Source organism: Selenomonas sp. oral taxon 136 (assembly GCF_001554015.1).
Classification (GTDB): Bacteria; Bacillota; Negativicutes; order Selenomonadales; family Selenomonadaceae; genus Centipeda; species Centipeda felix.
In genome coordinates this window covers 1,801,050-1,826,039 of sequence record NZ_CP014239.1, presented here as the reverse complement: position 1 = coordinate 1,826,039, position 24,990 = coordinate 1,801,050, and the positions used below count along the sequence as shown (strand labels likewise).

The 24,990-nt window shown below is 59.9% G+C and carries 28 protein-coding genes; 8 read left to right on the top strand and 20 right to left on the bottom strand.

From position 1 onward, the window contains the following. Window positions 1-4: 4 nt before the first annotated feature. Both AXE86_RS08765 and AXE86_RS08760 read right to left on the bottom strand, forming a co-directional pair. Window positions 5-799, bottom strand: coding sequence for a Cof-type HAD-IIB family hydrolase (locus tag AXE86_RS08765; protein ID WP_061946301.1), 795 nt, complete (start codon window positions 797-799; stop codon window positions 5-7). Between the two features lie 4 nt (window positions 800-803). Next, window positions 804-1,640 carry a Cof-type HAD-IIB family hydrolase gene (locus AXE86_RS08760; RefSeq protein WP_061946299.1) on the bottom strand — a complete coding sequence of 279 codons (837 nt, stop codon included), beginning with the start codon at window positions 1,638-1,640 and terminating at the stop codon, window positions 804-806. A 118-nt stretch (window positions 1,641-1,758) separates the two neighbouring features. Here AXE86_RS08760 and AXE86_RS08755 point away from each other — a divergent pair, with 118 nt between their 5' ends. From AXE86_RS08755 to AXE86_RS08725, 7 genes are all read left to right on the top strand, one after another. Continuing rightward, window positions 1,759-2,247 carry a hypothetical protein gene (locus tag AXE86_RS08755; protein WP_009754029.1) on the top strand — a complete coding sequence of 163 codons (489 nt, stop codon included), beginning with the start codon at window positions 1,759-1,761 and terminating at the stop codon, window positions 2,245-2,247. 91 nt (window positions 2,248-2,338) lie between these two features. Further along, window positions 2,339-2,677: a NusG domain II-containing protein gene (locus AXE86_RS08750; RefSeq protein WP_050341390.1), complete on the top strand. Its 339-nt coding sequence runs from the start codon at window positions 2,339-2,341 to the stop codon at window positions 2,675-2,677. Between the two features lies 1 nt (window position 2,678). Further along, the gene (locus AXE86_RS08745) at window positions 2,679-3,170 is read left to right on the top strand and encodes a Gx transporter family protein (protein WP_061946297.1); all 492 of its coding nucleotides are present in this window, start codon (window positions 2,679-2,681) and stop codon (window positions 3,168-3,170) included. Window positions 3,171-3,249: 79 nt separating this feature from the next. After that, a complete protein-coding gene (gene fumC / locus AXE86_RS08740) occupies window positions 3,250-4,614 on the top strand; it encodes a class II fumarate hydratase (RefSeq protein WP_009754026.1) in 1,365 nt (454 codons plus the stop codon). Between the two features lie 171 nt (window positions 4,615-4,785). Then, on the top strand, window positions 4,786-6,150 hold the full coding sequence (locus AXE86_RS08735) for an FAD-dependent oxidoreductase (RefSeq protein ID WP_061946295.1): 1,365 nt from the start codon (window positions 4,786-4,788) through the stop codon (window positions 6,148-6,150). A 10-nt stretch (window positions 6,151-6,160) separates the two neighbouring features. Continuing rightward, window positions 6,161-6,766, top strand: coding sequence for a hypothetical protein (locus AXE86_RS08730; RefSeq protein ID WP_061946293.1), 606 nt, complete (start codon window positions 6,161-6,163; stop codon window positions 6,764-6,766). 14 nt (window positions 6,767-6,780) lie between these two features. Beyond that, window positions 6,781-7,779, top strand: coding sequence for an alpha/beta hydrolase (locus tag AXE86_RS08725; protein WP_061946291.1), 999 nt, complete (start codon window positions 6,781-6,783; stop codon window positions 7,777-7,779). 59 nt (window positions 7,780-7,838) lie between these two features. On the opposite strand, the gene AXE86_RS08720 is transcribed toward AXE86_RS08725, so the two are convergent. The 18 genes from AXE86_RS08720 to ilvB form a co-directional block, all read right to left on the bottom strand. Continuing rightward, window positions 7,839-9,464 (bottom strand): peptide chain release factor 3, encoded by a 1,626-nt coding sequence (locus AXE86_RS08720; protein WP_061946289.1) that lies wholly within the window; start codon window positions 9,462-9,464, stop codon window positions 7,839-7,841. A gap of 9 nt (window positions 9,465-9,473) precedes the next feature. After that, on the bottom strand, window positions 9,474-10,226 hold the full coding sequence (locus tag AXE86_RS08715) for an exodeoxyribonuclease III (protein ID WP_061946287.1): 753 nt from the start codon (window positions 10,224-10,226) through the stop codon (window positions 9,474-9,476). 14 nt (window positions 10,227-10,240) lie between these two features. Beyond that, the gene (gene lepB / locus AXE86_RS08710) at window positions 10,241-10,768 is read right to left on the bottom strand and encodes a signal peptidase I (RefSeq protein WP_009754021.1); all 528 of its coding nucleotides are present in this window, start codon (window positions 10,766-10,768) and stop codon (window positions 10,241-10,243) included. 132 nt (window positions 10,769-10,900) lie between these two features. Then, entirely contained in the window at window positions 10,901-11,026 is a 126-nt protein-coding gene (locus tag AXE86_RS13380) for a secretion protein HlyD (protein WP_232294947.1), read from the bottom strand. A 39-nt stretch (window positions 11,027-11,065) separates the two neighbouring features. Then, complete coding sequence (rplS, locus tag AXE86_RS08705; RefSeq protein WP_009754020.1) at window positions 11,066-11,407, bottom strand: 50S ribosomal protein L19; 342 nt, start codon at window positions 11,405-11,407, stop codon at window positions 11,066-11,068. Between the two features lie 178 nt (window positions 11,408-11,585). Further along, complete coding sequence (locus AXE86_RS08700) at window positions 11,586-13,322, bottom strand: GGDEF domain-containing protein (RefSeq protein WP_061946285.1); 1,737 nt, start codon at window positions 13,320-13,322, stop codon at window positions 11,586-11,588. A 47-nt stretch (window positions 13,323-13,369) separates the two neighbouring features. Then, complete coding sequence (gene aroB / locus AXE86_RS08695) at window positions 13,370-14,473, bottom strand: 3-dehydroquinate synthase (protein ID WP_061946283.1); 1,104 nt, start codon at window positions 14,471-14,473, stop codon at window positions 13,370-13,372. Between the two features lies 1 nt (window position 14,474). After that, complete coding sequence (locus AXE86_RS08690) at window positions 14,475-14,996, bottom strand: shikimate kinase (protein ID WP_061946281.1); 522 nt, start codon at window positions 14,994-14,996, stop codon at window positions 14,475-14,477. Further along, on the bottom strand, window positions 14,993-16,162 hold the full coding sequence (gene aroC, locus AXE86_RS08685; protein WP_061946280.1) for a chorismate synthase: 1,170 nt from the start codon (window positions 16,160-16,162) through the stop codon (window positions 14,993-14,995). Before aroC ends, AXE86_RS08690 begins: the two co-directional genes overlap by 4 nt. 119 nt (window positions 16,163-16,281) lie before the next feature. Further along, window positions 16,282-16,818, bottom strand: a complete 537-nt coding sequence (pilO, locus tag AXE86_RS08680; protein ID WP_061946278.1) for a type 4a pilus biogenesis protein PilO — start codon at window positions 16,816-16,818, stop codon at window positions 16,282-16,284. After that, complete coding sequence (locus AXE86_RS08675) at window positions 16,818-17,978, bottom strand: PilN domain-containing protein (protein ID WP_061946276.1); 1,161 nt, start codon at window positions 17,976-17,978, stop codon at window positions 16,818-16,820. Before AXE86_RS08675 ends, pilO begins: the two co-directional genes overlap by 1 nt. After that, the gene (locus AXE86_RS08670; protein ID WP_050341410.1) at window positions 17,956-18,420 is read right to left on the bottom strand and encodes a hypothetical protein; all 465 of its coding nucleotides are present in this window, start codon (window positions 18,418-18,420) and stop codon (window positions 17,956-17,958) included. Before AXE86_RS08670 ends, AXE86_RS08675 begins: the two co-directional genes overlap by 23 nt. Continuing rightward, a complete protein-coding gene (locus AXE86_RS08665) occupies window positions 18,410-18,931 on the bottom strand; it encodes a PulJ/GspJ family protein (RefSeq protein WP_061946274.1) in 522 nt (173 codons plus the stop codon). The genes AXE86_RS08670 and AXE86_RS08665 overlap by 11 nt, the downstream gene beginning before the upstream one ends. Continuing rightward, on the bottom strand, window positions 18,909-19,289 hold the full coding sequence (locus tag AXE86_RS08660) for a hypothetical protein (RefSeq protein WP_061946272.1): 381 nt from the start codon (window positions 19,287-19,289) through the stop codon (window positions 18,909-18,911). Before AXE86_RS08660 ends, AXE86_RS08665 begins: the two co-directional genes overlap by 23 nt. Further along, a complete protein-coding gene (locus tag AXE86_RS08655) occupies window positions 19,279-19,779 on the bottom strand; it encodes a pilus assembly FimT family protein (RefSeq protein WP_061946270.1) in 501 nt (166 codons plus the stop codon). The genes AXE86_RS08660 and AXE86_RS08655 overlap by 11 nt, the downstream gene beginning before the upstream one ends. Continuing rightward, on the bottom strand, window positions 19,779-20,339 hold the full coding sequence (locus tag AXE86_RS08650; protein ID WP_061946268.1) for a prepilin peptidase: 561 nt from the start codon (window positions 20,337-20,339) through the stop codon (window positions 19,779-19,781). Before AXE86_RS08650 ends, AXE86_RS08655 begins: the two co-directional genes overlap by 1 nt. A gap of 44 nt (window positions 20,340-20,383) precedes the next feature. Continuing rightward, window positions 20,384-20,794, bottom strand: coding sequence for a competence type IV pilus major pilin ComGC (locus AXE86_RS08645; RefSeq protein ID WP_061946266.1), 411 nt, complete (start codon window positions 20,792-20,794; stop codon window positions 20,384-20,386). Between the two features lie 26 nt (window positions 20,795-20,820). Further along, the gene (gene ilvB / locus AXE86_RS08640) at window positions 20,821-22,434 is read right to left on the bottom strand and encodes a biosynthetic-type acetolactate synthase large subunit (protein ID WP_061946264.1); all 1,614 of its coding nucleotides are present in this window, start codon (window positions 22,432-22,434) and stop codon (window positions 20,821-20,823) included. A 355-nt stretch (window positions 22,435-22,789) separates the two neighbouring features. Between ilvB and AXE86_RS08635 the strand changes: the two genes are divergently transcribed. Beyond that, window positions 22,790-24,952 carry a PTS transporter subunit IIABC gene (locus tag AXE86_RS08635; RefSeq protein WP_071884717.1) on the top strand — a complete coding sequence of 721 codons (2,163 nt, stop codon included), beginning with the start codon at window positions 22,790-22,792 and terminating at the stop codon, window positions 24,950-24,952. Window positions 24,953-24,990: the final 38 nt, after the last annotated feature.

Genomic DNA, 24,990 nt, shown 5'->3' with positions numbered 1-24,990 from the left:
CCTCCTACAGTACAAATTTTTCCACAGCGGCGGCAATTCCGTTTTCATCGTTGGATGCCGTGACATAGGATGCGTGCTCCTTCGCCACGGGGAGTCCATTCGCCGGGACGACAGAAAATGCGCCCATCGAGAGCATCTCCACATCGTTGTCCGCATCGCCTGCAACCATGACCTCATCGAGTGTCAGCCCCATCGCGTCCGCAAGCGCCTGCACGCCGACCGCCTTGTTGATGCCGGGCGGGTTGATGTCAACGCTCGTGCCCGTATTCTGCTGCGGCACAAGGCGTCCGCCGAAGTGCGCCCGCACCTCGCTGACGTAGGAGTCAACCCCGCTTTTCATCTCGCGCAGGACGAACTGCGGTACGTTCTCCGTGCAGCCGAGATAGCCGCTTCCCACCTCCGTCACCACGAAATTCGCCGTCGTCCGATAGGCGGTGAAATAGTCCTCCCGGTACGTGGGCGCATAGATCTCCGCCCCGCTGTACCAGTTCACATACCAGTCCCGCGCGTAGCAGAACGTCAGGAACTCGCCGACAAATGCGGGGTCAAAATAGCGGGCAAAGAGCGGCGCATCCGCCCCCGTGCCGACGTATGCCCCGTTGCAGCAGACGACGGGCGCACGCGAGCCGAGCAGCCGCGCGAAATGGAGCGCGGAGCACAGCATCCGCCCCGTCGCAATGGTGACGGTGACGCCGCGTGCCATGGCGCGTGCAAGGATGTCCTTCGTCCGCACCGTAATCGTCTTGTCCGAGGTCAGGAGCGTGCCGTCGAGATCGAGTGCGATGAGTTTGATCGCCATGCCTTTATCCTCTCCGCATTGGTACAGGTGCATCCGCACCCATGCCGAGCACATACGTATAGATTGCCGCCGCAAGGCCATTCTCCGTGCAGGACAGCGTCTCGCAGTCTGCCTCCGCCTTGACCTCGGGGAAGGCGTTCCCCATTGCAACACTCGTGCCTGCTGCCTTCAGCATGGGCAGGTCGTTGTACGCATCGCCGATCGCCATTGTCTCCGCAATGGGGATATCCAGCTTTGCCGCGAGTGCCGTGAGTGCCGATGCCTTCGAGACGCCCTTCACAACGATCTCGACAAGCCGATCTGCCGAACGCGTCACGCCGATGTGTGCGCCGAACGCATCCAGGAGCATCTGTGCACGCGCCTCACTCACGGCGCGCCCCTCCGTCACGAGGAGCAGCTTGCAGTTTCCTGTCACGTACGCAAGCATTCCATCTCTCCCAACAGCCTTGCCGGTGATCTTCTGTGAATCCTCGTAAAAACGCGACTCCTCACAGGTGACGGCATAGCGCAGCACACCACCGCTGTAGCTTTGAATGTACCAGCCCCGTGCCTGTGCAAAGGTGATAATGTCCCGTGCAAGCATCGGGTCGAGAGCATACTCCTCATAGATGTGTCCGCTCGGGCTCTTGATGAGCGCCCCGTTGTAGGCGATGATCGGCACATCGACGCCGAGCGCCTCAGCGACGGGCAGTGCCGCCTCGAACATGCGCCCCGTCGCAATCGTCACGGTGACCCCCGCACGCACGGCACACTGCACAGCCGCGATATTCTCTGCTGAAACGACATTGCCGTTTGGCAGCATCGTACCATCCAGATCCGACACAAATAACTTTACCGCCATGATGGCTTCCCCTCCGTATCCATTTCCCAAGCATCCCCCCTGCACATCCCACGGGAAACTGCTGACAAAATCATTTCCCCTATGCTATAATCATCCCAATCAAGAAAGGAGCGTTCCTGTGCTCAGCATCTTTCGCCAACTGATCGTCGTCGTCGCCCTGCTCCTCATCCTCGTCGGCATCTTCGGGCTCTCGTACACGTACCGTATCGATCATCGCAGTGCGCGCAGTCTCTCTGCGTACGCGACCATTGATTTTCGCGCATCCTATACCGGAGAGGGCCGGCTTGAGGGCGCGACGCTGTCCCTGCTCGACTATCGCTACGACAGTGCGAAGTTTCTGCCCGACGTCATCCTCTACACCGACGGAGCGGCGTGGGAGATGAAGGCGGCGACAAAGTATACACCGCATCCCGTGGAGGGTGCGGACAGCCCCTACAAGAACGAGAACAAGATGTTCCTCGTGTTCCCGCGCGCCGGCCTGCCCGCCATCCGCAAGGCAGTGAGCGTTCGACTGCGCTTCTATTACGACAACGGGCAGACCGTCGACCTCCCGCTGAACGAGTCCGACCTCGCCTATTGGCAGCGCGAGCTCAGTCAGGGGATTTGAGAAAATTGCTGTTTATCGAAGCACTGATACATGCAGTAATTCCTTATTTATTGTACTGTGATAAAAAACATTCGTCAAGGCAGGACTGACCATGAAGAAAAATGACCTCATACTGATCGCTGCGCTGCTCCTCCTCTGCGGGATCGGCGCAATATTTTTTGCGCTGCGCACGGACGGTGCAGCACGTCACGCGGTCATCACGCAGGACGGCACACAGCTCTATGACATCCCGCTCACGGGACACACGGGGACGGAGGACATACCGATTGCGGACGCACACGGCGAGAACACGATCCGCATTGAGGGGGAGAGTATTGCCGTCGTCCATGCGGACTGCCCCGATCAGGTCTGCGTGCGGACGGGACGCGCGGAGAAAAAGGGCGACGTGATCGCCTGCCTCCCGCACAAACTCCTGATCGAAGTGAAATGATATGAGACCACTTCGTCTTACGGCGCGCATCGCCCTCCTCACTGCGCTCTCCCTCATCCTCTTCCTCCTAGAGGGCTTTCTCCCCCTGCCGTTTCCTGTACCGGGCGCGAAACTTGGGCTGGCCGCCATCGTCACCCTCATCGCGCTCCGCATCCTGCCGCGTACGCGCGACGCTGCCGCCGTCCTGCTCCTGCGCATCTTCCTATCCACCTTCCTTGGCGGCGGATTCGCCCCACTCCTCTACAGCATGGCGGGCGGACTGGCGAGTTTTGCTGCGATGGCCCTCCTCCTGCGGCATTCGCAGCTTTCTCTCATCGGCATCAGCGCCGTCGGCGGACTCCTCCACAACATGGCGCAGCTGTTCGTCGCCGCCGCTGTCATGGAGAGCAGCGCACTCCTCCTCTACGCTCCGCTCCTCGGCGTTGTCGGCATCCTGACCGGCACGGGCATCGGCATCCTCGCACAATCCATTGTGAAAAAAATAAATAGATAAATATTCTCAATTTTAATATTTTGTGCTATACTATTCCTATCAGAATATTCCTTTTCTACATGATAGGAGGTTCATATCCATGGAGTATCGCATTGAGCACGATTCCCTCGGCGAGGTCAAGGTCCCCGCAGACAAGTATTGGGCGGCGCAGACGGAGCGCAGCTTCGAGAACTTCCCCATCGGCATCGAGAAGATGCCAGCCGAGATCATCCACGCATTCGGCATCCTGAAAAAATCCGCTGCCATCGCGAACCACACGCTCGGCAAACTGGACGAAAAACGACTCTCTGCCATCTGCAAGGCATGTGATGAGATCCTCGACGGCAAGCTTGCCGCCCACTTCCCGCTCGCCGTATGGCAGACGGGCAGCGGCACGCAGTCCAATATGAACGTCAACGAGGTCATCGCGAACCGCGGCAACGAGATCGCGGGGGAGAAAATCCTCCATCCGAACGACCATGCGAATATGTCGCAGAGCTCGAACGACACCTTCCCGACCGCCATGCACATCGCCGCCGTCATCGCCATCGAGGACGGGCTGTTCCCCGCGATCGACCTCCTCGCCGCAACCTTCCGTCGCCTCATGGCAGAGAACGACGGCATCGTCAAGACGGGACGCACGCATCTGCAGGACGCCGTCCCCATCTCCTTCATGCAGGAGATCAGCGGCTGGCTTGATATGCTTGAGCAGTCGAAGAAACAGCTGCAGGCATCCCTCCCCTTCCTCCACGAGCTCGCTCTCGGCGGCACCGCCGTCGGCACAGGACTCAACGCACCGAAGGGATTTGATGTCGCCGTCGCACGCGCGGCGAGCGAGCTGACGGGCAAGCCCTTCGTCACTGCAGCGAACAAGTTCCACGCGCTCACGAGCAAGGATGCCGTCGTCTTTGCCCACGGCGCACTCAAGGGACTTGCCGCCAACATGATGAAGATTGCAAACGACGTGCGCTGGCTCGCCTCGGGACCGCGCTGCGGACTCGGCGAGATCACCATCCCCGCGAACGAGCCCGGCAGCTCGATCATGCCGGGCAAAGTCAACCCGACCCAGTGCGAGTCCGTCACAATGGTCGCCGTACAGGTCATGGGCAACGATGCTGCCATCGGCTTTGCCGCCTCACAGGGCAATTTCGAGCTCAACGTCTTCATGCCCGTCATTATCTACAACTTCCTGCAGTCGACACGCCTGCTCACCGACTCCCTCAAGTCGTTCAACGACCGCTGCGCCGTCGGCATCAAGGCGAACCGCGAGAAGATGCACGAGAACCTGCACCGCTCGCTCATGCTCGTCACGGCGCTCAATCCGTATATCGGCTACGAGAACGCCGCCAAGACGGCACACAAGGCGTTCGATGAGAACATCAGCCTGAAGGAGGCATGCGTCGCGCTCGGCTTCCTCACCGCAGAGAAGTTCGACGAGGTATTCCATCCCGAGGAGATGGTGTAAGTCTAGGTCATACATAGGTCATACAAATCTGCTCCAGTACATCGGGGCTGCTGCACGAAGCTGCAAACTTCGTACAGCAGTCCCGTTTTTTTCACAATAATTCTCTTTATGGGCTCAAAAAATGCTATAATAACTGCAGTGATACAAAGTTTAACAGAAACGGAGCACCCTATGCAAAATACAACATATCAAAACCTCATCATCGGCTTTGGCAAGGCAGGCAAGACGCTCGCGGGCTTTCTCGCAAAGAAGGGCGAGCGTGTCGCCCTCGTCGAACGGTCAAAGGAGCGCTACGGCGGTACCTGCATCAACGTCGCCTGCATCCCGTCGAAGTCGCTGGAGTACAGCGCGCGTCTCTCGGCGGCGGCGGGCGGCGACTTTGCGGCAAAGGCAGAGCGCTATCGTGCGGCGATTGCAGAGAAACGCCGCCTCACGAAAATGCTGCGCGAAAAGAACTACGCCAAGGTGACGGGCGCGGGTGCTGTCGTCATTGACGGAGAGGCATCGTTTGTCGATGCACACACTGTGCGCATTGTTGGAGCGGACGGAGCGCAGACCGTCACGGCGGAGCGTATTTTCATCAATACGGGCGCGCTTCCCTTTGTCCCACCGATCAAAGGTGCGGCAGAGAGTACGCACGTCTACACAAGCGAGACGATGATGGATCTGGACGAGCTGCCCGAGAAGCTCGTCATCATCGGGGGCGGCTACATTGGGCTGGAGTTCGCGTCATACTACGCCAACTTCGGGTCGTCCGTCACCGTCGTACAGGACGGCACGGCCTTCATCCCGCGTGAGGATGCAGAAATCGCCGCCCGCGTCCTGCAGCATACAAATGATCGCGGCATCCATATCCTGATGGGGGCAAAGGTGCAGCGCATCGAGGACAGCGCGGAGGCTGCGAACGTCGTCGTGCAGACGGCGGACGGAGAGAAGACGCTTGCGGCGAACGCCATCCTCATTGCCACGGGCCGCCGCCCGAACATCGAAGGGCTGAATCTTGCGGCGGCGGGCGTTGCTGTGACGGAGCGCGGTGCGGTCGCCGTTGACGAGCATCTGCGCACGAACGTCCCGTATATATGGGCGATGGGCGATGTCACGGGCGGCCTGCAGTTCACCTACATCTCTCTCGACGACTTCCGCATTGTAAAGGATCAACTTGTGGGCAGCGGAACGCGCACAACGGCAAATCGCGGCGCCATCCCCTACACCGTCTTCCTCGATCCGCCACTCTCGCGCGTCGGCATGACGGAGGCACAGGCGGAGGCGGCAGGCTTTGACGTGCGCGTTCTCCGCCTAGAGGTCGCTGCCATCCCGAAGGCGCAGGTCTACAAGAAGCCCGCCGGCATGCTCAAGGCCGTGGTTGACGCAAAGACCAACACCGTCCTCGGCGCACATTTCTTCTGTCCCGAGTCGCAGGAGATGATCAACCTCATGAAAATGGCCATCGACCACGGCATTACCGCCGGTGCGCTTGGCTCTGCCATCTACACCCACCCGACCATGACCGAGGCACTGAATGATTTGTTTAGCTAAGGAGGCATCGATGACATTTGCACACAAAGCGGCGCGATTCTGCTGCGCCGCCATATTCGCCCCGCTGCTCCTCCTCGTAGCAGAGGCTGAGGCGGCACCAGAGACAGCCCCCATACCAGCGACAAGAACGGCGCCCGTCGAGAACACTCCTATACAGCAGCTCTCGATGGAGTTTCGCCATCCTGTCGCAGACGGCACGCTCATGCGTATGATCTGCCTGATCGACGTCCCCGCGAAAAATGCGCTCTCCGCTGAGGAGCTCGCGGCACGCGGCATCGACGGCGAGCACTTCATCACCTGCCTCGGCGAGTTCGTTGGCAAGGAGTTCTCAGACGGCCGCTTTCAGGATATCGCCGAGCACTACGTCCCATGGACAGAGGCGCGTGAAGCAGACTTTCGTGCGATGCTCGACGCGCACAATCTCGCTGCCGAGAACGACTACGGTGCACGGGCGGAGGCGATGCAGAATCCCGCCTATAACATCGTCATCGCCTATCAAAGCGGACGCAGCCTGCACATCACCTCGGAAGGACAGACGCTGAACGAGCATGAGAAGGGTGTCGAGGATGCCATCCTGACATGGTGCGACGAAGCATTCGCAGCAAAAGAAAAATAAAGGAAAGGTATTGCATGAAGAACTGGAAGAAATACATCAGCTGCGCAGTGTTTGCGCTCGGGCTTGCCGTCCTGTCCCCATGTGCATTTGGTGCACCCGCTTCACAGGAGCACGGCATCGTGTTGTCAGGGGAGGCGAAACAGGACTACATTCAAAAAGAAATGAACGCACTCTACCACCCTGCCAAGAATACTGCGGCAAAACCATGGTCACCGCCCAATGGTTGGATCTATGAAAAACTTACGATCGGAGATGTGCCCGTCGAGCGGATCGCGCCGACAAAATCGGCCACGCAGAGGGTCATCCTACTGCTGCATGGCGGCGGCTATATGGGCGGCATAACGGACCGCTATCGTGCACTGTCCATTCGTCAGGCAACGTATATGGATGCGGCAGAGGTTTACAACGTAGACTATCGGCTTGCCCCCGCACACGTCTATCCGACCGCACTGGAGGATGCGGAAGCTGTCTATCGCGGACTGCTCGCACGTGGAATCGCTCCGTCAAACATTATTGTTTTCGGAGATTCTTCGGGCGGCAATCTTGCCCTCGCGCTTGCACTCCATCTAAAAGAACAAAGGCTTCCACTGCCCGCCCTGCTGCTTCTGCTCTCGCCATGGGTAGATTTCGAACACAAGGATGGCACATCACGCACGGAGAATTTTGAAAAAGACAAAATGCTCGGTGCCGGAACTCCATTCGCAGACTCTGTTCGCAAGGCACCGCCCTACGCGGGCAGTCTTCCGCTCGACGACCCGCGTCTCTCTGTCATTCACGCCGATCTCAGCGGACTGCCGCCAATGCTGATCCAGACGGGCGGCTATGATCTCCTCCTGACAGAGGACGAAGTGCTTGCGACAAAAGCGGCAGCGGACGGTACGCCTGTAACGCTCAGCATCTACCCCGAGATGCCCCATGTCTTTCCGCTCGTTCTGCCCGAACTTGCGGAAAGTTTCGCTGCACTTGAGGAGATGCGGGACTTTGTGAATCGGTATATGAACGAACTACCATAATCATACGAAAGCGGGAAATATCATCACAGTGACGATATCTCCCGCTTGTTGTTTCTCTATTATGCCTCTCTGCGGTCAAACGGAACCTGCCCCAGCTCGAGGTCGGGGTTGTTCTCGCGGATCCAGCCGAGTGCCCACTCGTTGTTGACGAGGAGGACGGGGTTGCCGCTCTTGTCGTGGACGAACATGCCGCGATCTGCGCCGCGCAGATCGGCGGGCTTTATCTCGCGCCCATCGGGGAACGCGAGCCAGCGCGCCGTCTCGAACGGCTGCATCTGCATCGTGATCTCCGTGTTGTACTCGTTCTTCAGACGGTATTCGAGCACCTCGAACTGCAGCGTGCCGACCGTGCCGACGATATAGCTGTCAAGCCCCGCACCGACCTGCTCAAAGAGCTGGATCGCGCCCTCCTGCGTCAGCTGCTCGATGCCCTTGACGAACTGCTTGCGCTTCATCGTATCCTTTGCCGCGACGCGTGCGAAGCGCTCGGGCGGGAACACGGGGAAGTCCTCGAACTTGAACTTGTGCGCGGGGTCGCAGAGCGTATCGCCGATGCCGAATACGCCGGGGTCAAACAGTCCCACGATGTCGCCTGGGTACGCCGTGTCGATGATCTGGCGATCCTGCGCGAGGAATTGCTGCGGCTGAGCGAGCTTGATAAGTTTTCCGCTCGGCGCGTGCCAGACGCTCATATTGCGGTCGAATTTTCCCGAGGTAATGCGGATAAAAGCGAGTCGGTCGCGGTGCGCGGGGTTCATATTCGCCTGAATCTTAAAGACGAATCCCGAGAACTGCTCATCGTCCGGCGCAATCACACCATCCGAGGAATTGCGCGGTGCGGGGGTCGGCGCGAGACGGATATACTCCTCAAGGAAGTTCTGCACGCCGAAATTCGTCATCGCAGAGCCGAAGAACATCGGCGTCAGCTCACCCGCATCAATCGCCGCGCGGTCAAATGCCTCGCCCGCGTCGCGCAGCAGCTCGATGTCATCCGCAAGAGCGGCGGCGGCCTCCGCGCCGACACGCTCCTTCCACGCGGGATCATCCATCTCAAACACCTCGGAGACACGCGTCTCCTGCCCGTGGCTCGTATCCTCGGCAAAGAGCTCGATGCGATTCTTCTCGCGGTCATAGACGCCGCGATACGTGCCGTCCGTTCCGATCGGCCAGTTCATCGGGTAGGAACGGATGCCGAGTACGTTCTCGAGCTCGTCCATGAGATCGAGCGGCGCCTTGCCGAAGCGGTCGAGCTTGTTGACAAAGGTAAAGATGGGGATGCCGCGCTGACGGCAGACGCGGAACAGCTTGCGCGTCTGTGCCTCAACGCCCTTTGCCGCGTCGATGATCATGACGGCACTGTCCACCGCCATCAGCGTGCGGTACGTGTCCTCACTGAAGTCCTGATGCCCCGGCGTATCGAGGATGTTGATCCGATAGCTGTCATAGTCGAACTGCAGCACGGAGGATGTGACCGAGATGCCGCGCTGTTTTTCGATCTCCATCCAGTCAGAGACGGCATGACGCTGCGTCTTGCGCGACTTGATCGAGCCCGCGAGATGGATTGCCCCGCCGTAAAGCAGCAGCTTCTCGGTGAGCGTCGTCTTGCCCGCGTCCGGATGCGAGATGATGGCAAAGGTGCGTCGCTTCGCGATCTCGCGGTCGAGTTCTTCTTTCAGAGCTCCCATAAATCTCCCTTACTTTAGTGTCAGTGATACGGGGCAGTGATCGCTTCCGAATACATCCGCATGGATCTCCGCCGCCGCGATGCGGTCACGCAGCTCCTCGGAGACGAGGAAGTAGTCGATGCGCCACCCTGCATTCGTCTCGCGCGCATGGCGCAGATACGACCACCACGTATACGCCCCCGTGAGGTCGGGATAGAGCGCGCGGAACGTATCGACAAAGCCCACATTGAGCAGCTCCGTGAACTTGCCGCGCTCCTCGTCCGTAAAGCCCGCGTTGCGGCGGTTGCTCTTCGGGTTCTTGAGGTCGATCTCCGTATGCGCGACGTTGAGGTCGCCGCAGACGACGACAGGTTTTTTCGCACGCAGATCGAGCAGGAATGCGCGGAACGCATCCTCCCATGTCATGCGATAGTCGAGGCGCTCGAGTGCGCGCTTTGCGTTCGGTGTGTAGACGGTGACAAGATAGACATCATCAAACTCCATCGTGATGACGCGCCCCTCGTGATCGTGCTCGGGGATGCCGATGCCGTACGCCACGGAGAGCGGCTTCACGCGCGTAAAGATCGCCGTGCCCGAGTAGCCCTTTTTCTCTGCGCTGTAAAAATACTGCTCGTAGCCGGGCAGATCGAGGATCGCTTGCCCCTCCTGCATCTTCGTCTCCTGCAGGCAGAAGGCGTCGGCGTCAAGCTCCTTGAACGCCTCCATAAATCCCTTTTTGAGTGCGGCGCGCAGGCCGTTGACATTCCATGATACAAAGCGCATCGCGTCGTCCTCCGTCAGAGCGTCTTATACGCCGAAATCGGCCAGAATACGAGCATCGCCTTCCCCTTGATGAGATCGTACGGAACGAATCCCACGTCGGCAAAGCGGCTGTCCTCAGAGTTGTTGCGGTTGTCGCCCATGACGAAGATATGTCCCTCGGGCACAGTCGCCTTGGGGTACTCGCTCCGCGTCTTTTCGAGGATATAGTCCTCTGTGAGCAGCTGATCATTGACGAGCACGCGCCCCTCGCGGATCTCGATCGTATCCCCCGGCACGGCGATCACTCGCTTGATGAAGTCACGGCTCGGATCGCGCGGATACTGAAAGACGAGTACGTCCCCCTTCTCGGGCGGATGGAACCGGTAGATGAACTTGTTGACGACAAGGCGCTGCTCCGATTCGAGCGTCGGGCGCATCGACGGCCCGTCAACGACATAGAGCTCGACGATAAAGGTGCGAATGAACATCGCAAGAGCAACGGCGACGACGATGGAGACAATCCAGTCTTTGATCTCGGACGCCGTTGATGTTTCCTGTTCCATAGAGGCCTCCTTCCAGCCATACGGGAAGCACGGATAAAATCTACCTCTTTATTTTATCCCTGATTCCTAAGAAAAAAGATGAAAGAAACGCGAAAAATAGGGACTGCCGCAGCAGTCCCCATCTTCCATCGATTAGGGAAGCACTGATAAATTCAGCCCTGTCATCTTGGCGCATCTTTTTCGCCCTGCCATCGTCGACAAATCCTCCACATAGCTTTGGCTATGCGTCCGGTTTGTCTCCTTGACAGGACAAAAAATCTACACCAATCTGACAGACTTCATTTTATCAGCGATTCCCTAGCGTTTTTCCCGAATACGAGCTGCCTTGCCCGTGAGACCGCGCAGATAGTAGAGCTTGGCGCGGCGGACGATGCCGCGGCGCGTCACCTCGATCTTTGCGATGCGTGGAGAGTGCACGGGGAAGAGACGCTCGACGCCGACGCCCGATGCGATGCGGCGCACGGTAAAGGTCTCACGGACACCCGTGCCCTGGCGGGCGATGACAACGCCCTCGAACACCTGGATACGCTCACGCGTGCCCTCGACGATACGGGCATGGACGCGTACTGTGTCACCGGGCGCGAACTGCGGGATATCCGAGCGGAGCTGTTCCTTCTCCAGGACTTCGATGATGTTCATACGTTTTCCTCCTTCGATCGGGCGTTCATACGCGACCCTCTGCCGCCCAGCGGACCACCCATACACATACTCAGTGACTATATCATAAGATGGATTTCTGTGCAAGCGTTTTTTAGCGCCACTGCAAATTCATTATATTGCTCTTTGTATGTTCCCCCTGCTTCTCTTTTGCCGGGGCCTATTCCTGTGGGCTGGGCGGCGGCATGCGGGTCTTCCCATCCTTCGGCTCGCAGCTGATGCGGTTGCGCCCCCCCTCCTTCGATGCATAGAGAGCGGTATCTGCACGCTTGACGAGCGCGGCGGCATCGTCGTCCGGACCATGCCAGACACCGATGCCGCCGCTGCATGTCACCTGCCGCGCCGTCAGCAGCCGTGCCTTGGCGACCCCCTCACGGATCTGATTGGCAAATGCCTGCGCCTTTGCACCGTCATAGTGCAGGCAGAGCAGGATGAATTCCTCACCGCCCCAACGAATGAGTATGTGCCGCCGATCGAGGAAGGAACGGATGGTCTGTGCAAAGCCAAAGAGCACCTCATCGCCGGCATCGTGTCCGTACGTGTCGTTGATCGACTTAAAGTGGTCGATGTCGAACATGACGAGGGAGAGCGGCTCACCTGTATCTCGCGCGATCTTTGTGAAGTCGCGCATCGCGGATGGGAATCTGTTCCGATTGTAAACCCCCGTAAGCGGATCGATCTCCATGCGCTTTTTAACTGCCTGCACCTCTCCCTCGAGGGTGTTGGAGCGCTCCATGAGCCGGCGCTCGGACTCCGCACGGTCGAGGATAAGCTGGATGATAAAGAAAGAGATCGTATAGATACTGAACGGTGTAAATGAGGTCTGTGCCTCATACAGCCGATACTGGAATGCAAGCGCATCGATGATGCCGAGCGGCACGATGATGAGCAGGGCGATCAGGAGAGCTGCGGCGTGCTTGTTGCCCGCCTTGCTCGACTTCCAGAGTGCGTATGCGACGTAGCTGCCCCAGACGGCGAGTCCCGGCACGTAGGGGAACCGCATCATGTAGAGGCCGAACTGCCCCATCATTTCAGCGATGATGCCGACCACGAGGAGCACGACGAAGATGTTGTTCAACCGCATGATCCACAAGCGATACTGCCGGTTCACGACCTCGACGAGGAGGATGCTGCCCGCAATAGGCAGCAGGAAGGATGAGATCAGCTCTGTGCGCCACCACAAAACCGGCCAGTCCATCCACATGAAGATGAGGTTCGAGGAGCTGAACATCCAGACAAAGAACGTCGTCAAGAGGAGCATGAGACGCAGATAGATGCCGCGCCGTGCCGCATCGACGACAAAGTACACGCCGATCACCATCATTAAGATGACGATGGCCGTCAGCCCCGCAACATAGGGAAAGTCATAAATAAAAAGCCGCTTGACGAGTTCGGACTCCTTATCGATATGCACGCGGTTGAGCTGTGTGAGTACCCACGGATTGTCCGAGGTCACGCGGATGATGAGCTCCCGTCCTGCCGCCCACGCGGGCAGATTGACGAGATGCCACTTACGCCCGTACTGCTCCAGCTGCGGATCGCTGCTCCCATAGCGGTAGATGGCCGATCCATCCAGATAGACACGGACGGACTGATCAATGGTCGCGAAGAAGAAGCTCTCATCGCCCCGCATATCCGCCGGGACATGGACACGCAGCCATGCGCTGCGCGTTCCCTCGGGAGCAGAGGCCCCCTCACGCGGGTCGAACGGCACCCACGTCCCATCGCTCGAGGAAAAGGAGGGCGGCGCTTTCATCGCCTTGACATTGGTGTCAACGGTATTCTCCTGCCAGTATTCCCACGTCAGCGTTTCATCCTCTGCCGACGCACTGCTCCCAACGCCCAGAACCAGCACAAGCAGTGCAAGGGACAGAAAAAACATCACGCTTCGCTTCATACATCCGTCACCTCCTGTCTATTGTTTCGTTTCATTGAATGCTTTTTTTAATAGCGGACGGGGGGGGTAAAAAGTCCTAAAATATTTTCGCGAACGATCTCCTCGGGTACGTCGCTGCGCACACATACCCTGCCGATGTCCTCGGCGAGGACCCAGTGAATCCGCCCATCCACAGTCTTTTTGTCATGAAAGAGATCGTCGTACATCGCATCCGGCGACGCTCCCTCGACAGAGCAGGGCAGCCCCATCGCTTCAATCAGCTGCTCGATGCGCGCACACGTCTCCGCAGGGAGGAGTCCCATCGCCGTACTGATGCGCGCCGCGCCGATCATGCCGATGGCGACTGCCTCGCCGTGGCGGTAGTGCGTGTAACCCGTCTCTTTCTCAATCGCATGGGCGATGGTATGTCCGAAGTTCAGGATGCGGCGCAGGCCACCCTCGCGCTCATCCTGACGGACGACGTCTGCCTTGATTTCACAGGAGCGCGCGATCATGTGAGATGCCGCTGTGGGAGTGAGTGCGAGCACATCGTCACGATGCTCCTCCAGCCATGCGAAGAACGCCGCATCCGCAATAACGCCGTACTTGATGATCTCCCCGAGCCCCGTCGCGATCTCGCGCGCAGGCAGCGTCCGCAGACGGTCGAGATCCATGATGACGGCGTCGGGCTGGTAGAATGCACCGATGAGGTTCTTGCCAAGTGCATGGTTGACGGCGACCTTGCCGCCGACGCTCGAGTCCACCTGTGCAAGGAGGCTCGTCGGCAGCTGCACAAATGGCACGCCGCGCATGTAGGTTGCGGCGATAAAGCCCGCAAGATCGCCGACGACGCCGCCGCCGAACGCAAAGATCGGCGATTTGCGGTCGAGCCTCAGCTCAATCGCACGCGTATAGAGGTCGTTCGCTATGGTAAGGCTCTTCGAGGACTCTCCGGCAGGGACGGTGACGATCGCAGCATCCACGCCGCCGCGTGCGATCTGCTCTGCCGTATGGGCAGCATAGCGCGGGCCGACGTTCGTATCCGTGACGATCATGCCGCGTGCGGAGTATCCTGCCCCACGGACGAACGCCGTGAGCATTTCATCCATCCCGCTGCCGATCTCGATGGCGTAGCTGCGCGCACCAAGCGCGACCTCTACCGTACGTCTCATATCACTTTCTCCATATCCGCGTCGCCTGTACGATGTACTCTGCCACCTCGAGCGGCGAACGACGGCTCGTATCCACTGTAATGTCCGCCCCCGCATAGAGGGTGCGGCGTTCCTCCAGCAGCTGCACAACGGCAGCACGGCGGTCGCCCGCATCGGCACCATCGAGTACGGGGCGCGCGCCGCGTGCCGCTGTCCGCTGCAGTATGGTATCGACATCGGCCGTCAGCGCGACAAGGACACCGTTTTCACGCAGGATCGCAACGTTCCCAGCATCCTTGACCGTTCCGCCGCCCGTTGCGATGACGAGCCCACTCCGCGCGGCGGCAGCACGTACGGCTTCCTTTTCCCGTGCGCGAAAATATGGCTCGCCATGCTGCGCGAAGATCTGTGGAATCGGGATGCCGCACGCCTCCTCAATCTTTTTATCGAGATCGTGAAAGGCGCAGCCGAGCCGTCCCGCGAGGAGGCGTCCGACGCTCGTCTTGCCCGTCCCCATAAAGCCGATCAGTACAATGTTCTTCATGCGTTCTGCCACACCTCGGCGAGCCGTGCACGGTAGGCGGCGAGCGACGCCAAAAGATCCGTCATATTGTCCGCGCTGAACTGCGAGCACACAGCATCTGCCAGCACGAACGCTGTCATCGCCTCACCGACCACGGAGGCGGCAGGGACGGCGCAGGTGTCGCTGCGCTCCTTGCTCGCCGAGACCGCCTCCCCCGTTGCGAGGTCGATGGTCCGCAGCGGCGCCATCAGGGTCGGGATGGGCTTCATCGCCGCGCGCACGATGAGCGGCTCTCCGTTTGTCATGCCGCCCTCAAGGCCGCCCGCACGGTTGGTCTTGCGATAGGGACGTCCATCTGCGCCCATATAGAGCTCATCGTGGATCTCACTGCCGGGCAGATGTGCGCACGCAAAGCCCGCGCCAATCTCCACGCCCTTGATCGCCTGAATGGACATGAGTGCGCCCGCCAGACGGCCATCGAGCCGCCGATCCCACTGCGTATGCGTACCAAGTCCCGTGGGCAGGCCACGCACGACGATCTCAAAGATGCCGCCGAGCGTATCCCCTGCCAGTTTTGCCTCGTCGATGCGCTCTCTCATGCGCGCCCCCGCTGCCGCGTCACAGCAGTTCAAATCGTCGGAGTTGGTCACTCCGATATCGTCGGCACGGATGGCCGCCGCATCGACGGCCACACCACCGATCTCCGTGACGTGGGAGGCAATGTCAATGCCGAGTGCCGCGAGGAGCTGGCGGCAAACAGCGCCGACCGCGACGCGCATCGTCGTCTCGCGTGCACTCGACCGCTCGAGGATGTCACGCGCATCCCTGCGGTCGTACTTCAGCACGCCCGCCAGATCGGCGTGTCCGGGGCGCACGGCCGTGATCCGCTCCCCCGTCGGTGTGCCGAAGGGATCCATGCGATCCGTCCAGTTCACAAAGTCGCGGTTCACGACCTGCAGGGTAAGCGGTGCGCCGATGGTCTCGCCAAAGCGCAGTCCCGAGAGCACGAGCACGCGATCCGTCTCGATCTTCATGCGCCCGCCGCGTCCATAGCCGCGCTGGCGGCGCGCAAGCTGGGCATCGAGCTCCGCACGCGAGAGCTGCAGGCCCGCCGGCAGACCATCGATGATTGCCGTCAGTGCCGCGCCATGCGATTCTCCCCCCGTGATAAACCGCAGCTGTCCCATGTGAATCCCCCTCTAATCGTCCCACTTCGTTTTTTGTATATATATGTATATATTTGTAATAATTTCGATATATTACGTGCTTTTCCTGCCAACGAACAATTAAAAGTTCATGTACCCCTCTACTCGTGCGCCACCAACGCCGCTGTCTCAAGTGTAATCACTGCATGGAGCATCGTGCCGTCCGCTGTCAGACTTAGCGCCTTGAACACGGCTGTGCGTTCCCCGCTTTCCACCTCGCGCAGAAAGGAGATCAGCGCAAAATAATCGCCGCTCACGTAAATCTCAGCACTCTGCCGTACGACCTCCCCATCCGAAACGGCGGGATGCGGAACCATGCGTACAAGTGTAACCCCGGCATGGCGGGCACTGCGCTCTACAGATGAAAAGAAAGCCCCCTGTGCATGTTCCTCAGGCAGAGCCGCCGCAAGGCGTGCCTCACGCAGACGCAGCTTGTCCTCCGCCTGCTCATCTGCGTGGACCGTGCGCTGATACACCTCTGTCCGCGTGAGGACAGCACGTGCCGCATCGCGCTCCGCCCGCGCGGCCTCCCGCTCCGCAGAAAAATACGTCGACAGAAGTGCCGCGTGTAAAAGGGCAAGAAAAAACGCCCAGATCAGCGCCGCCATCATCTGCTGACGCTTCGTCCACCGCCGCATCACAGCCCCACACCATCCGTGCGCAGGACAAAGCGGATGTATCCATCCTCCCGTGATACCTCCGCCAAGACCGGCGGGGCACGGAAAAATCCATCCTCTGCGATCTGTTCCGTCATTGTCGCGAGAGCCTCGTAGCTCTCCGCCTCCCCCTCAATCTCCAGCATCTGCCCCGCGCGCAGCGCGGTGAGCTGAATGCCTTTGAGCGGCAGCGTGCCGAGATGTACGAGGAGTGCACACAGAGGCAGGGACTCCGCCTGTACTTCCGCCAGCGCACGCTCACGCTCTGCCACAGCGGCACGCCGCATCGCATACTCCTCCATGCGGCGTACATCTGCATCATGAAGGCGCAGCTCCTCCTGCACCGTCTCTGTCGCTGTGCGCTCCGCCATAAGGCCGGCCGCATCCGCCGACACGGCTACGGCAAAGAAGAGCGTCGCCGCTCCCGCAGTCAGCTCTGGCGCGCGGCGGCGCAGACGCGGAAAGATGCAATGCTCTGCCTGCCAAGAGAGGGAGGAGGAAGGCTTAGGAACGAGCAGCCCCGCATAGATTGCCGTGCACTCTCCCGGGTGCTCCTCCAGCTCCTCCCACGGCATCTGCGGTTCCCGTGCCGCCGCAATCAAGGGGGCAAGAGTGCCGCCGTCGGGCGGGCAGATCGTCAGCCGACGCAGACGGAGGCCGCGCGCAGAGAACGCCGAAAAGTATGCCTGCACACGGGGCTCCTCCATGGCTGCCGTCCAATAGCGGTGTGTGTTGGCATCCGTCTCCATAGGCGCACAGCAGAGCCGCAGATCGGCGGGCAGTGTGCTCCCCTCTCTATCTGCCTCCGCTCGCATCGCCCAGAGGAGTGCCGCCTGCAGCTCTGCCCCCGTCAGTGCGGCGGGAAATTCCCGCTCCGCCGTCATGGCAAGTTCCGCAGGCAGCGCAAGACCGAGCGGCAGGTGCATCCATCCAAGCGAATCCAGCGCTGCGCAGGTGGCAGCAGCGAGAGAAGCGACATCTGCTCCGTCACAGGAACACGCCGCTCCCGATGATGCAGTGACCGTCCACACACCATCCCTCTCCTCCGGCGCAGCAAGGCGGACGAGCCGCAGCCCCTCCGCCGTCATGCTGATGCCCACCGCCTCGCGCGGGCGCAGACTAAAACCATCGACGCCAAACATAGTGCCCATCCTTCTTTTCCATCTGCGCACGGACGATCTTCGCCCGCGTCCAGTGCTCACCATCCGATACATTCGTATCATGCCGCTGATCTATAGCAGCAGCCGTGACCCAGATCGTTCCGTCCGTCTGCGGCTCGATCACGACGTGCAGGTCGATGTCCGCCGCCATGGGGATATCGTGCACGGCGACGCTCCGCCGTCCCCCTGCGGGCAGTTTCCCGGCGGCGGGTGAATGCCGCTCCAGCGTGTCTGCTGCCGTCAGTACACCACTCTCCGCCGCAAGGCGCAGCTGCATCTCACGCTCATACTCCGCCGCGACAGTTCCGCCGCTGCGCGTCAGGGACGCGGCGGCCATCGCGATGAGGATAAGCAGTGCAAGGATACACAGTCCGAGCGCCGAGGCGAAACCATCCTGCCCGTACCGAAATGTTTTACCGCCCACCTTGATCCTCCCGCAGATAGACGGAGGTTGCAGTAGTGCAGCTTCTGCCCGTCGCCACGCTCTCGCCCGTCATCTCGATGTGATAGAGGCGCGGGCATTGTGCGTCCGGCCGTATGGAAAACGACGAGATGTGTACGCCTGCGCCTGCATAGCCGCCTGTCAGCGGCGCAGCGGACGTCTGATACACCAGTCCGCCGCCGGTGAGCCAATAGGAATCCAGCGGCGTCCCCACATGCTTTTCCTCCATGCTGTGCCGCATCCGATAGATGCCCTGCGTGTCCTGCGCAACGTATGACGAAGAGAGCACGGACTCCGTAATGCGCGCCATGGCGATCTGCATCTCCTGCCGCAGCTCAGCATCGGCGGCCGTACGCTGATAGCTGCGCCAGCCCCACACGAGGGCAAAGACAAGAAAGGTCAGCAGGAGCGCGAAAATCGGCAGACTGACGGCGAGCTCTGTCAGCACGACGCCGCGCTCCCCACATGCTCTACGGTGCTGCCTGCGTATCATATCGCTTCATCCTCCGCACGTAGTCTGCCGTCTCCGCGCGCCCCAAGACGCGCCACGAGAGGTGCAGGGTCACATCATAAAAATCTCCCTGCCGCACAACATCTGCACGCAGGGTATAGGTCACATCGTTCACGCGAACCGAGGGCGCGCTGACCGTCGGAAACGCCCCATGCTCAAGTCTTGCCTCCATTCCAGAGAGCTCCTGCCGCGCCAAGAACGCCGCATCCACACGCGCGGCGGACTGCTCTGCGAGCAGCGCACTGCGGGCAAAGATTCCGAGCACGGCGGCGGCGGAAAGCACAATGCAGCCGAGGATCACTGCCTCCATGAGTACCCAGCCGCGCGCGTCATTCCTCATCGCGGCCTCCGCGCTGGAGCCGGATGCGTGCCGCGCTGTCGATGATGACGTTCAGCGCATCCCGCGCATATCCCTCTGCCTCGATGCGAATGGTCATATTATTGCTCCCCTGCCCGATGCCGCCATTGCGGTCGAATGCCATAGGTTTCCCGCCCGCGGTCACCTGTGTGACCCGCACGAGCGGAAGCATCCGATGAACGTGCCCTGCCCCGCCGTGCGGCACGATTTCATAGCTGCCGCCCTGCACATAGAGCTGCGGCTCGCGCGCCCCCGCCGCCGTCCCTCCAAGCATGTAGAGCGGCATCGCCGTCGTGCGGCTGACTGCCTGGATGCGGCGCAGCTCGCCGATGAGATGCACCGCCTCATACTCCACTGCCGCCCGCACATAAAGAGCGCGCGCACGCGGGAGTGCGACGGCGGCAAGTACAGCCATGATCGACGCGGCGAGCAGGACGTGGAGGAGCATCATGCCGCGTGCATCCCTCCGCATCACGGCAGCCCCCAGTAGAGCTGCCAGAGCTGCCGCCCCGCGAGATAGCCCACATAGCCACCGACGGCGAGAAATGGACCAAACGGGATCCCATCATGCCGGCTCTTGCGCCCTGTGAGGAGAAGAAACGCCGCCGCCGCGCCGCCGAGCAGGAACGCTGTCCAGACGGCGACAATCGCTGCCTCCCAGCCGAGCCAAAGACCAAGTCCAGCAGCGAGCTTTACATCACCACCGCCAAGTCCGCCGCGCGCGGCAATGTACAGGCAATAAAATAAGACGCCGCAAAGCGTCCCGCCCAAAAGTGCATCTGAAATTGAGTCCAGTCCTGAGACCATCAGTCCGAGGACGGCAAATGGCATTGTGATGCAGTCATAGAGCATCCCATCACGCAGATCGAGATAGGAGAGCCAGAGCAGCACCGCCGTAAAGAGCACGCCGCATCCGCCGTGCAGTCCCACACCGTAAGTCGAGAGAACGCCGAGACTGCCCGCACACCAAAGCAGGAGAAGGGCTGATGCAGCACAGCGCGACGGACAAAACGTGTGCGCTGTCTCCTGCATCACGCCAACCTCCTCCAAGGAATCATGGTCAATCCCACGATGTCCTAATTTCGCGTATGGTACTCCTCCGCCGTGCGGCCTGCGCAGGTCGCACGCCAGACACCATCCTTCTTCTCCACCTGATAGGAGACGTTCTCCATGGAGAGTTCCTGCGCCCCCGCATGAATGGTCCCCGCAGGCGGCTTCAGATGCTTCAGATCCGTCACATAGTCCTTCAGATCATCAATGCCCTCAGGATTCTTCCCTTTTGCCGTCTGATAGAGCACAATTGCCGTATCGAGCGCCGTGAGATCCGCCTGCACCTTCACCGTGTTTGCCGTCGCAAGTGCAGAGGAAAAGCGCGGCACGGCAATCGCAAGGATCACCGCCAGAATCATCACGGCAAGGAGGGTCGAGAGCAGGGAAAAACCACACTCGCTGCGCGTCCGCCGTCCATTTGTGATCGACAATTCCATCGCACACACCGTCCCTTCGCCATGGGCTACACGAAACTGCGGCACACATCCATTACAATCACACGCGGATGCATCCGATCATCGAGCGCCTTCTGCAGTGCCGCCGCAAATTCCTCCTGCGTTGACACACGCACTGCCTTGATGCCAAAGCTTTCCGCATACTTCACATAATCCATCTCATGATCCAGCTCGCAGGCGATGTAATGCTCCTTGTAGAGCCCCTTCTGTAGCTGGCGAATCATCCCCAGTGCGTGGTTGTTCGCGATGATCGAGATCACGGGGAGCCCCAAACGTGCAATCGTATAGAACTCATTTCCCGTCATCTTAATGCTGCCGTCACCGGTAATGTGAATCACGCGGCGCTGATCGCCCCACGCGATCTGTGCGCCCATCGCTGCCGGCAGGCCATAGCCCATAGTTCCGAGACCGCCCGAGGTCAGCCACGTCCGCGGTGTCTTCACGCGCAGATGAAGTGCCGCCCACATCTGATGCTGTCCCACATCCGTTGCGTAGGCGTAGGCCTTCCCCGCCGTCATGCGCGTCACCTGATGGAGCGCCCATGGAACAGTCAGAGAGTTAACGTGGTAGTCATCCTCGAACTCCTCCTGCCACGTATGGATCTGCTGCCACCATGCCGTGTGGTCGCGTTTGGGCTCCTTGCGCATGAGCAGGTTCAGCACAACGCGCATATCCCCCGCGAGTCCGATGCTGCTGCCGACAATCTTGTCAATCTCCGCAGGATCGATGTCGATGTGGATAAACCTGCGGTTCGCCGTAAACTTGCTGAGATTGCCCGTCAGGCGGTCGGCAAAGCGGCTGCCGAGCGCAATAACGAGATCGGCGGCACCGACGGCGTAGTTCGCCGCCTTTGCTCCGTGCATGCCGATGAAGCCGAGCATCTGCGGATGCGTGCTGGGGACAGCGCCCATCCCCATCAGTGTATGAACCACCGGGAGCTGGTATTTCTCGATGAATGCGGCCGTCTCCGCCGATGCCCCGGCTGAGATCACACCACCGCCAACGATGACAAGCGGGCGTTCTGCATTCACGATCTCCGTTGCCGCCTCCGCTGCGCAGATAATGAAATCCGCATCAGGCTTTCCGGGCTGATGCTCCACCAGCTTCTGCGCGGTATAGGCAACCTCCTCGAAAAAGAGGTTGCGCGGCACATCGATGAGCACGGGTCCCGGGCGCCCGCTGCGTGCGAGTGCAAACGCCTCGCGAATCGTCGGTACGAGATCGGCAGCGTTCTTAATCTTGTAGTTATGCTTTGTCACGGGCATCGTCACATCGAGGATATCCGTCTCCTGGAACGCATCGCGGCCGAGCATCTCCAGATCAACCTGTCCCGTGATCGCCACCATCGGGATCGAGTCCATGTACGCCGTTGCGATGCCCGTCACAAGGTTTGTCGCGCCGGGACCCGAGGTTGCAATACAGACGCCGACACGCCCCGTCGCACGCGCATAGCCGTCGGCGGCGTGCGCCGCATTCTGCTCATGCGTCACGAGGATCTGACGGATCTCCGTCTGCCCATAGAGCGCATCGTAGAGTGGCAGAATCATGCCGCCGGGGTATCCAAACACCGTATCCACATCCTGCTCTCGCAGGCACGCGAGAACCGCCTCCGCGCCTCTCATTTCATCCGACACTCCTTTGTTGGCAGATTAGTCGCACATATTATAGCATACGCCGCATTCTCAGAGCAAGTGGTGCATCTGTCCAATCTCACGAATTTTTTCGAGCGATATCTCTGAGTTTTCACTGCGTTGTTACAAGTATAACATACCTTCAACGCAGGACAAAATATTTCTGACATATCCTATGACAAATAAACCTAATTTTCTTTTGCACTTCCTCTGCGTTTACAGTATAATTTCCATATATCATTTCATCAATACCGTTTTCATCGTGTCAACGCATCTGCCGCATTGACATTGTGTCATCAAAAGGGGAGGATGCACGGGGTGGAGGCGGGGAGAAAGGGGAAATACTATGAAAGATGAAATCTTTAGTGTGCTTCAGCGCGTCGGGCGCAGCTTTATGCTGCCTGTCGCGATCCTGCCGATCGCGGGCATTCTGCTCGGCATCGGCGCGTCGTTCACGAACCCGACGACCATCGCGACATACGGTCTCGGCGGGGTACTCGGCACAGGAACACCGCTGCACGCGTTGCTCTCGATCATGTCGAGTGCAGGCAGCACGATCTTCGGCAATCTGCCGATTATCTTCGCGGTTGGTGTCGCCATCGGCATGGCGAAGGCGGAGAAAGAGGTCGCGGCGCTCTCCGCCATGATTGCCTTCTTCGTCATGCACACATCCTGCAATGCCATGCTGAAAATCGGCGGGCAGATTCTCGCTGACGGCACGGTCGCACCGGGCGTCCTCGAAGGGACGATCGCCCCCTCCTGCGGCATCATGTCCTTCCAGATGGGCGTCTTCGGCGGCATCATCGTCGGTATCGGCGTGGCACTCCTACACAACCGATACCATAAGATTATCCTGCCGAATGCACTCTCCTTCTTCGGCGGTTCGCGCTTCATTCCCATCATCTCGACCATCGTCTTTCTCTTCGTCGGGATTGCTATGTACTTTGTCTGGCCGCTCGCACAGCAGGGCATCTTCGCCCTCGGCGGCCTTGTCACGGGCACGGGCTACATCGGCACGCTGATCTTCGGTATCATCAAGCGCGCGCTCATCCCCTTCGGGCTCCACCATGTCTTCTATCTGCCGTTTTGGCAGACGGGCGTCGGCGGCTCGATGATGATCGACGGACAACTCATCCAAGGCGGTCAGAACATCTTCTTCGCGCAGCTCGCCTCGCCGGATGTCGCACATTTCAGTGCAGATGCAACGCGCTACTTCTCCGGTGAGTTCATCTTTATGATCTTCGGCCTGCCGGGTGCGGCTCTCGCGATGTACCACTGCGCACGTCCCGAAAAGAAAAAGGTTGCGGGCGGACTGCTCCTCTCGGCGGCACTCACCTGCATGCTCACGGGCATCACGGAGCCGATCGAGTTCTCGTTCCTCTTCGTTGCTCCTGCCCTCTTCGCCGTTCAGGTCGTACTCGCGGGCGCGGCATATATGATCGCGCACATGCTGAACATCGCCGTGGGTCTCACCTTCTCGGGCGGACTCCTCGACTTCTTCATCTTCGGTATACTGCAGGGCGAGGCAAAGACAAGCTGGATGTACGTCATCCCCGTCGGCATTGTCTACTTCTTCCTCTACTACTTCATCTTCCGCTGGATGATCCTGCACTTCGGCTTCAAAACGCCGGGGCGTGAGGATGATGACGAGGAGACAAAACTCTACACCAAGGCGGACTACAAGGCACGCGAGGGAGCGGGCGGTGCTGCCGGCGGTGAGGCAGGTTTCGATGCCAAGAGCGCGGCAATCGCCAAGGGGCTCGGCAGCAAGCGTAACATCACCTCGGTCGACTGCTGCGCAACGCGGCTGCGCTGCTCCGTCGCAGATGCGTCCCTCGTGGATGAAAAAATCCTCAAGGCGACGGGTGCCGTCGGCGTCATCGTCAAGGGTACGGGCGTACAAGTCATCTATGGACCGCAGGTTGCCGTTATCAAGTCCAATCTTGAGACCTACCTTGAGACAGCGCCCGAGGTCGAGCCGGAGGACGCCCCCGCCACAGTTGCTGAGGAAAAGCCCGCCGAGGCGGCGGCACAAGAGACTGCACCGCCCTCCGCAGGAGAAACGCATACGCTCTGCAGCCCCGTCACAGGAACGGTGCATCCGATCACGGAGGCACCGGACGATGCGTTCGCGAGCAAGATGATGGGCGATGGCTTCTTCGTCTATCCGACGGTTGGTGAGGTACTCGCCCCCGCCGATGGTGAGGTCGTCTTCGTCTTCGACACGAAGCACGCCATCGGCATGAAGAGTGCGGACGGCACGGAGTACCTGCTCCATATCGGTGTCGACACCGTCGCGCTCGGAGGCAAGGGCTTCAACGTCTTTGTCAAGGCAGGACAGCAGGTAAAGAAAGGCGACAAGCTGATGGAGTTCGACATCGACTACATCCGTGCCAACGCGACATCGGACGCCTGCCTTGTGATCTTCACAGGACTGCCCGAGGGCACAAGCGTCAAAATGACTGCCACGGGCGAGATCAAGGCCCTTGATCCTGTCGCCAGAATCTGACCCCCGTGTCATAGAAAAAGCAGTTTGTCGATGAGCAG

Bases quoted from the DNA above. Each gene is read 5' to 3' on its own strand.
- AXE86_RS08765 (WP_061946301.1), bottom strand. From the start codon at position 799: ATGGCGATCAAACTCATCGCACTCGATCTCGACGGCACGCTCCTGACC.
- AXE86_RS08760 (WP_061946299.1), bottom strand. From the start codon at position 1,640: ATGGCGGTAAAGTTATTTGTGTCGGATCTGGATGGTACGATGCTGCCA.
- AXE86_RS08750 (WP_050341390.1), top strand. From the start codon at position 2,339: ATGAAGAAAAATGACCTCATACTGATCGCTGCGCTGCTCCTCCTCTGC.
- AXE86_RS08745 (WP_061946297.1), top strand. From the start codon at position 2,679: ATGAGACCACTTCGTCTTACGGCGCGCATCGCCCTCCTCACTGCGCTC.
- fumC (WP_009754026.1), top strand. From the start codon at position 3,250: ATGGAGTATCGCATTGAGCACGATTCCCTCGGCGAGGTCAAGGTCCCC.
- AXE86_RS08735 (WP_061946295.1), top strand. From the start codon at position 4,786: ATGCAAAATACAACATATCAAAACCTCATCATCGGCTTTGGCAAGGCA.
- AXE86_RS08730 (WP_061946293.1), top strand. From the start codon at position 6,161: ATGACATTTGCACACAAAGCGGCGCGATTCTGCTGCGCCGCCATATTC.
- AXE86_RS08725 (WP_061946291.1), top strand. From the start codon at position 6,781: ATGAAGAACTGGAAGAAATACATCAGCTGCGCAGTGTTTGCGCTCGGG.
- AXE86_RS08720 (WP_061946289.1), bottom strand. From the start codon at position 9,464: ATGGGAGCTCTGAAAGAAGAACTCGACCGCGAGATCGCGAAGCGACGC.
- AXE86_RS08715 (WP_061946287.1), bottom strand. From the start codon at position 10,226: ATGCGCTTTGTATCATGGAATGTCAACGGCCTGCGCGCCGCACTCAAA.
- lepB (WP_009754021.1), bottom strand. From the start codon at position 10,768: ATGGAACAGGAAACATCAACGGCGTCCGAGATCAAAGACTGGATTGTC.
- rplS (WP_009754020.1), bottom strand. From the start codon at position 11,407: ATGAACATCATCGAAGTCCTGGAGAAGGAACAGCTCCGCTCGGATATC.
- AXE86_RS08700 (WP_061946285.1), bottom strand. From the start codon at position 13,322: ATGAAGCGAAGCGTGATGTTTTTTCTGTCCCTTGCACTGCTTGTGCTG.
- aroB (WP_061946283.1), bottom strand. From the start codon at position 14,473: ATGAGACGTACGGTAGAGGTCGCGCTTGGTGCGCGCAGCTACGCCATC.
- AXE86_RS08690 (WP_061946281.1), bottom strand. From the start codon at position 14,996: ATGAAGAACATTGTACTGATCGGCTTTATGGGGACGGGCAAGACGAGC.
- aroC (WP_061946280.1), bottom strand. From the start codon at position 16,162: ATGGGACAGCTGCGGTTTATCACGGGGGGAGAATCGCATGGCGCGGCA.
- pilO (WP_061946278.1), bottom strand. From the start codon at position 16,818: ATGCGGCGGTGGACGAAGCGTCAGCAGATGATGGCGGCGCTGATCTGG.
- AXE86_RS08675 (WP_061946276.1), bottom strand. From the start codon at position 17,978: ATGTTTGGCGTCGATGGTTTTAGTCTGCGCCCGCGCGAGGCGGTGGGC.
- AXE86_RS08665 (WP_061946274.1), bottom strand. From the start codon at position 18,931: ATGATACGCAGGCAGCACCGTAGAGCATGTGGGGAGCGCGGCGTCGTG.
- AXE86_RS08660 (WP_061946272.1), bottom strand. From the start codon at position 19,289: ATGAGGAATGACGCGCGCGGCTGGGTACTCATGGAGGCAGTGATCCTC.
- AXE86_RS08655 (WP_061946270.1), bottom strand. From the start codon at position 19,779: ATGCGGAGGGATGCACGCGGCATGATGCTCCTCCACGTCCTGCTCGCC.
- AXE86_RS08650 (WP_061946268.1), bottom strand. From the start codon at position 20,339: ATGCAGGAGACAGCGCACACGTTTTGTCCGTCGCGCTGTGCTGCATCA.
- AXE86_RS08645 (WP_061946266.1), bottom strand. From the start codon at position 20,794: ATGGAATTGTCGATCACAAATGGACGGCGGACGCGCAGCGAGTGTGGT.
- ilvB (WP_061946264.1), bottom strand. From the start codon at position 22,434: ATGAGAGGCGCGGAGGCGGTTCTCGCGTGCCTGCGAGAGCAGGATGTG.
- AXE86_RS08635 (WP_071884717.1), top strand. From the start codon at position 22,790: ATGAAAGATGAAATCTTTAGTGTGCTTCAGCGCGTCGGGCGCAGCTTT.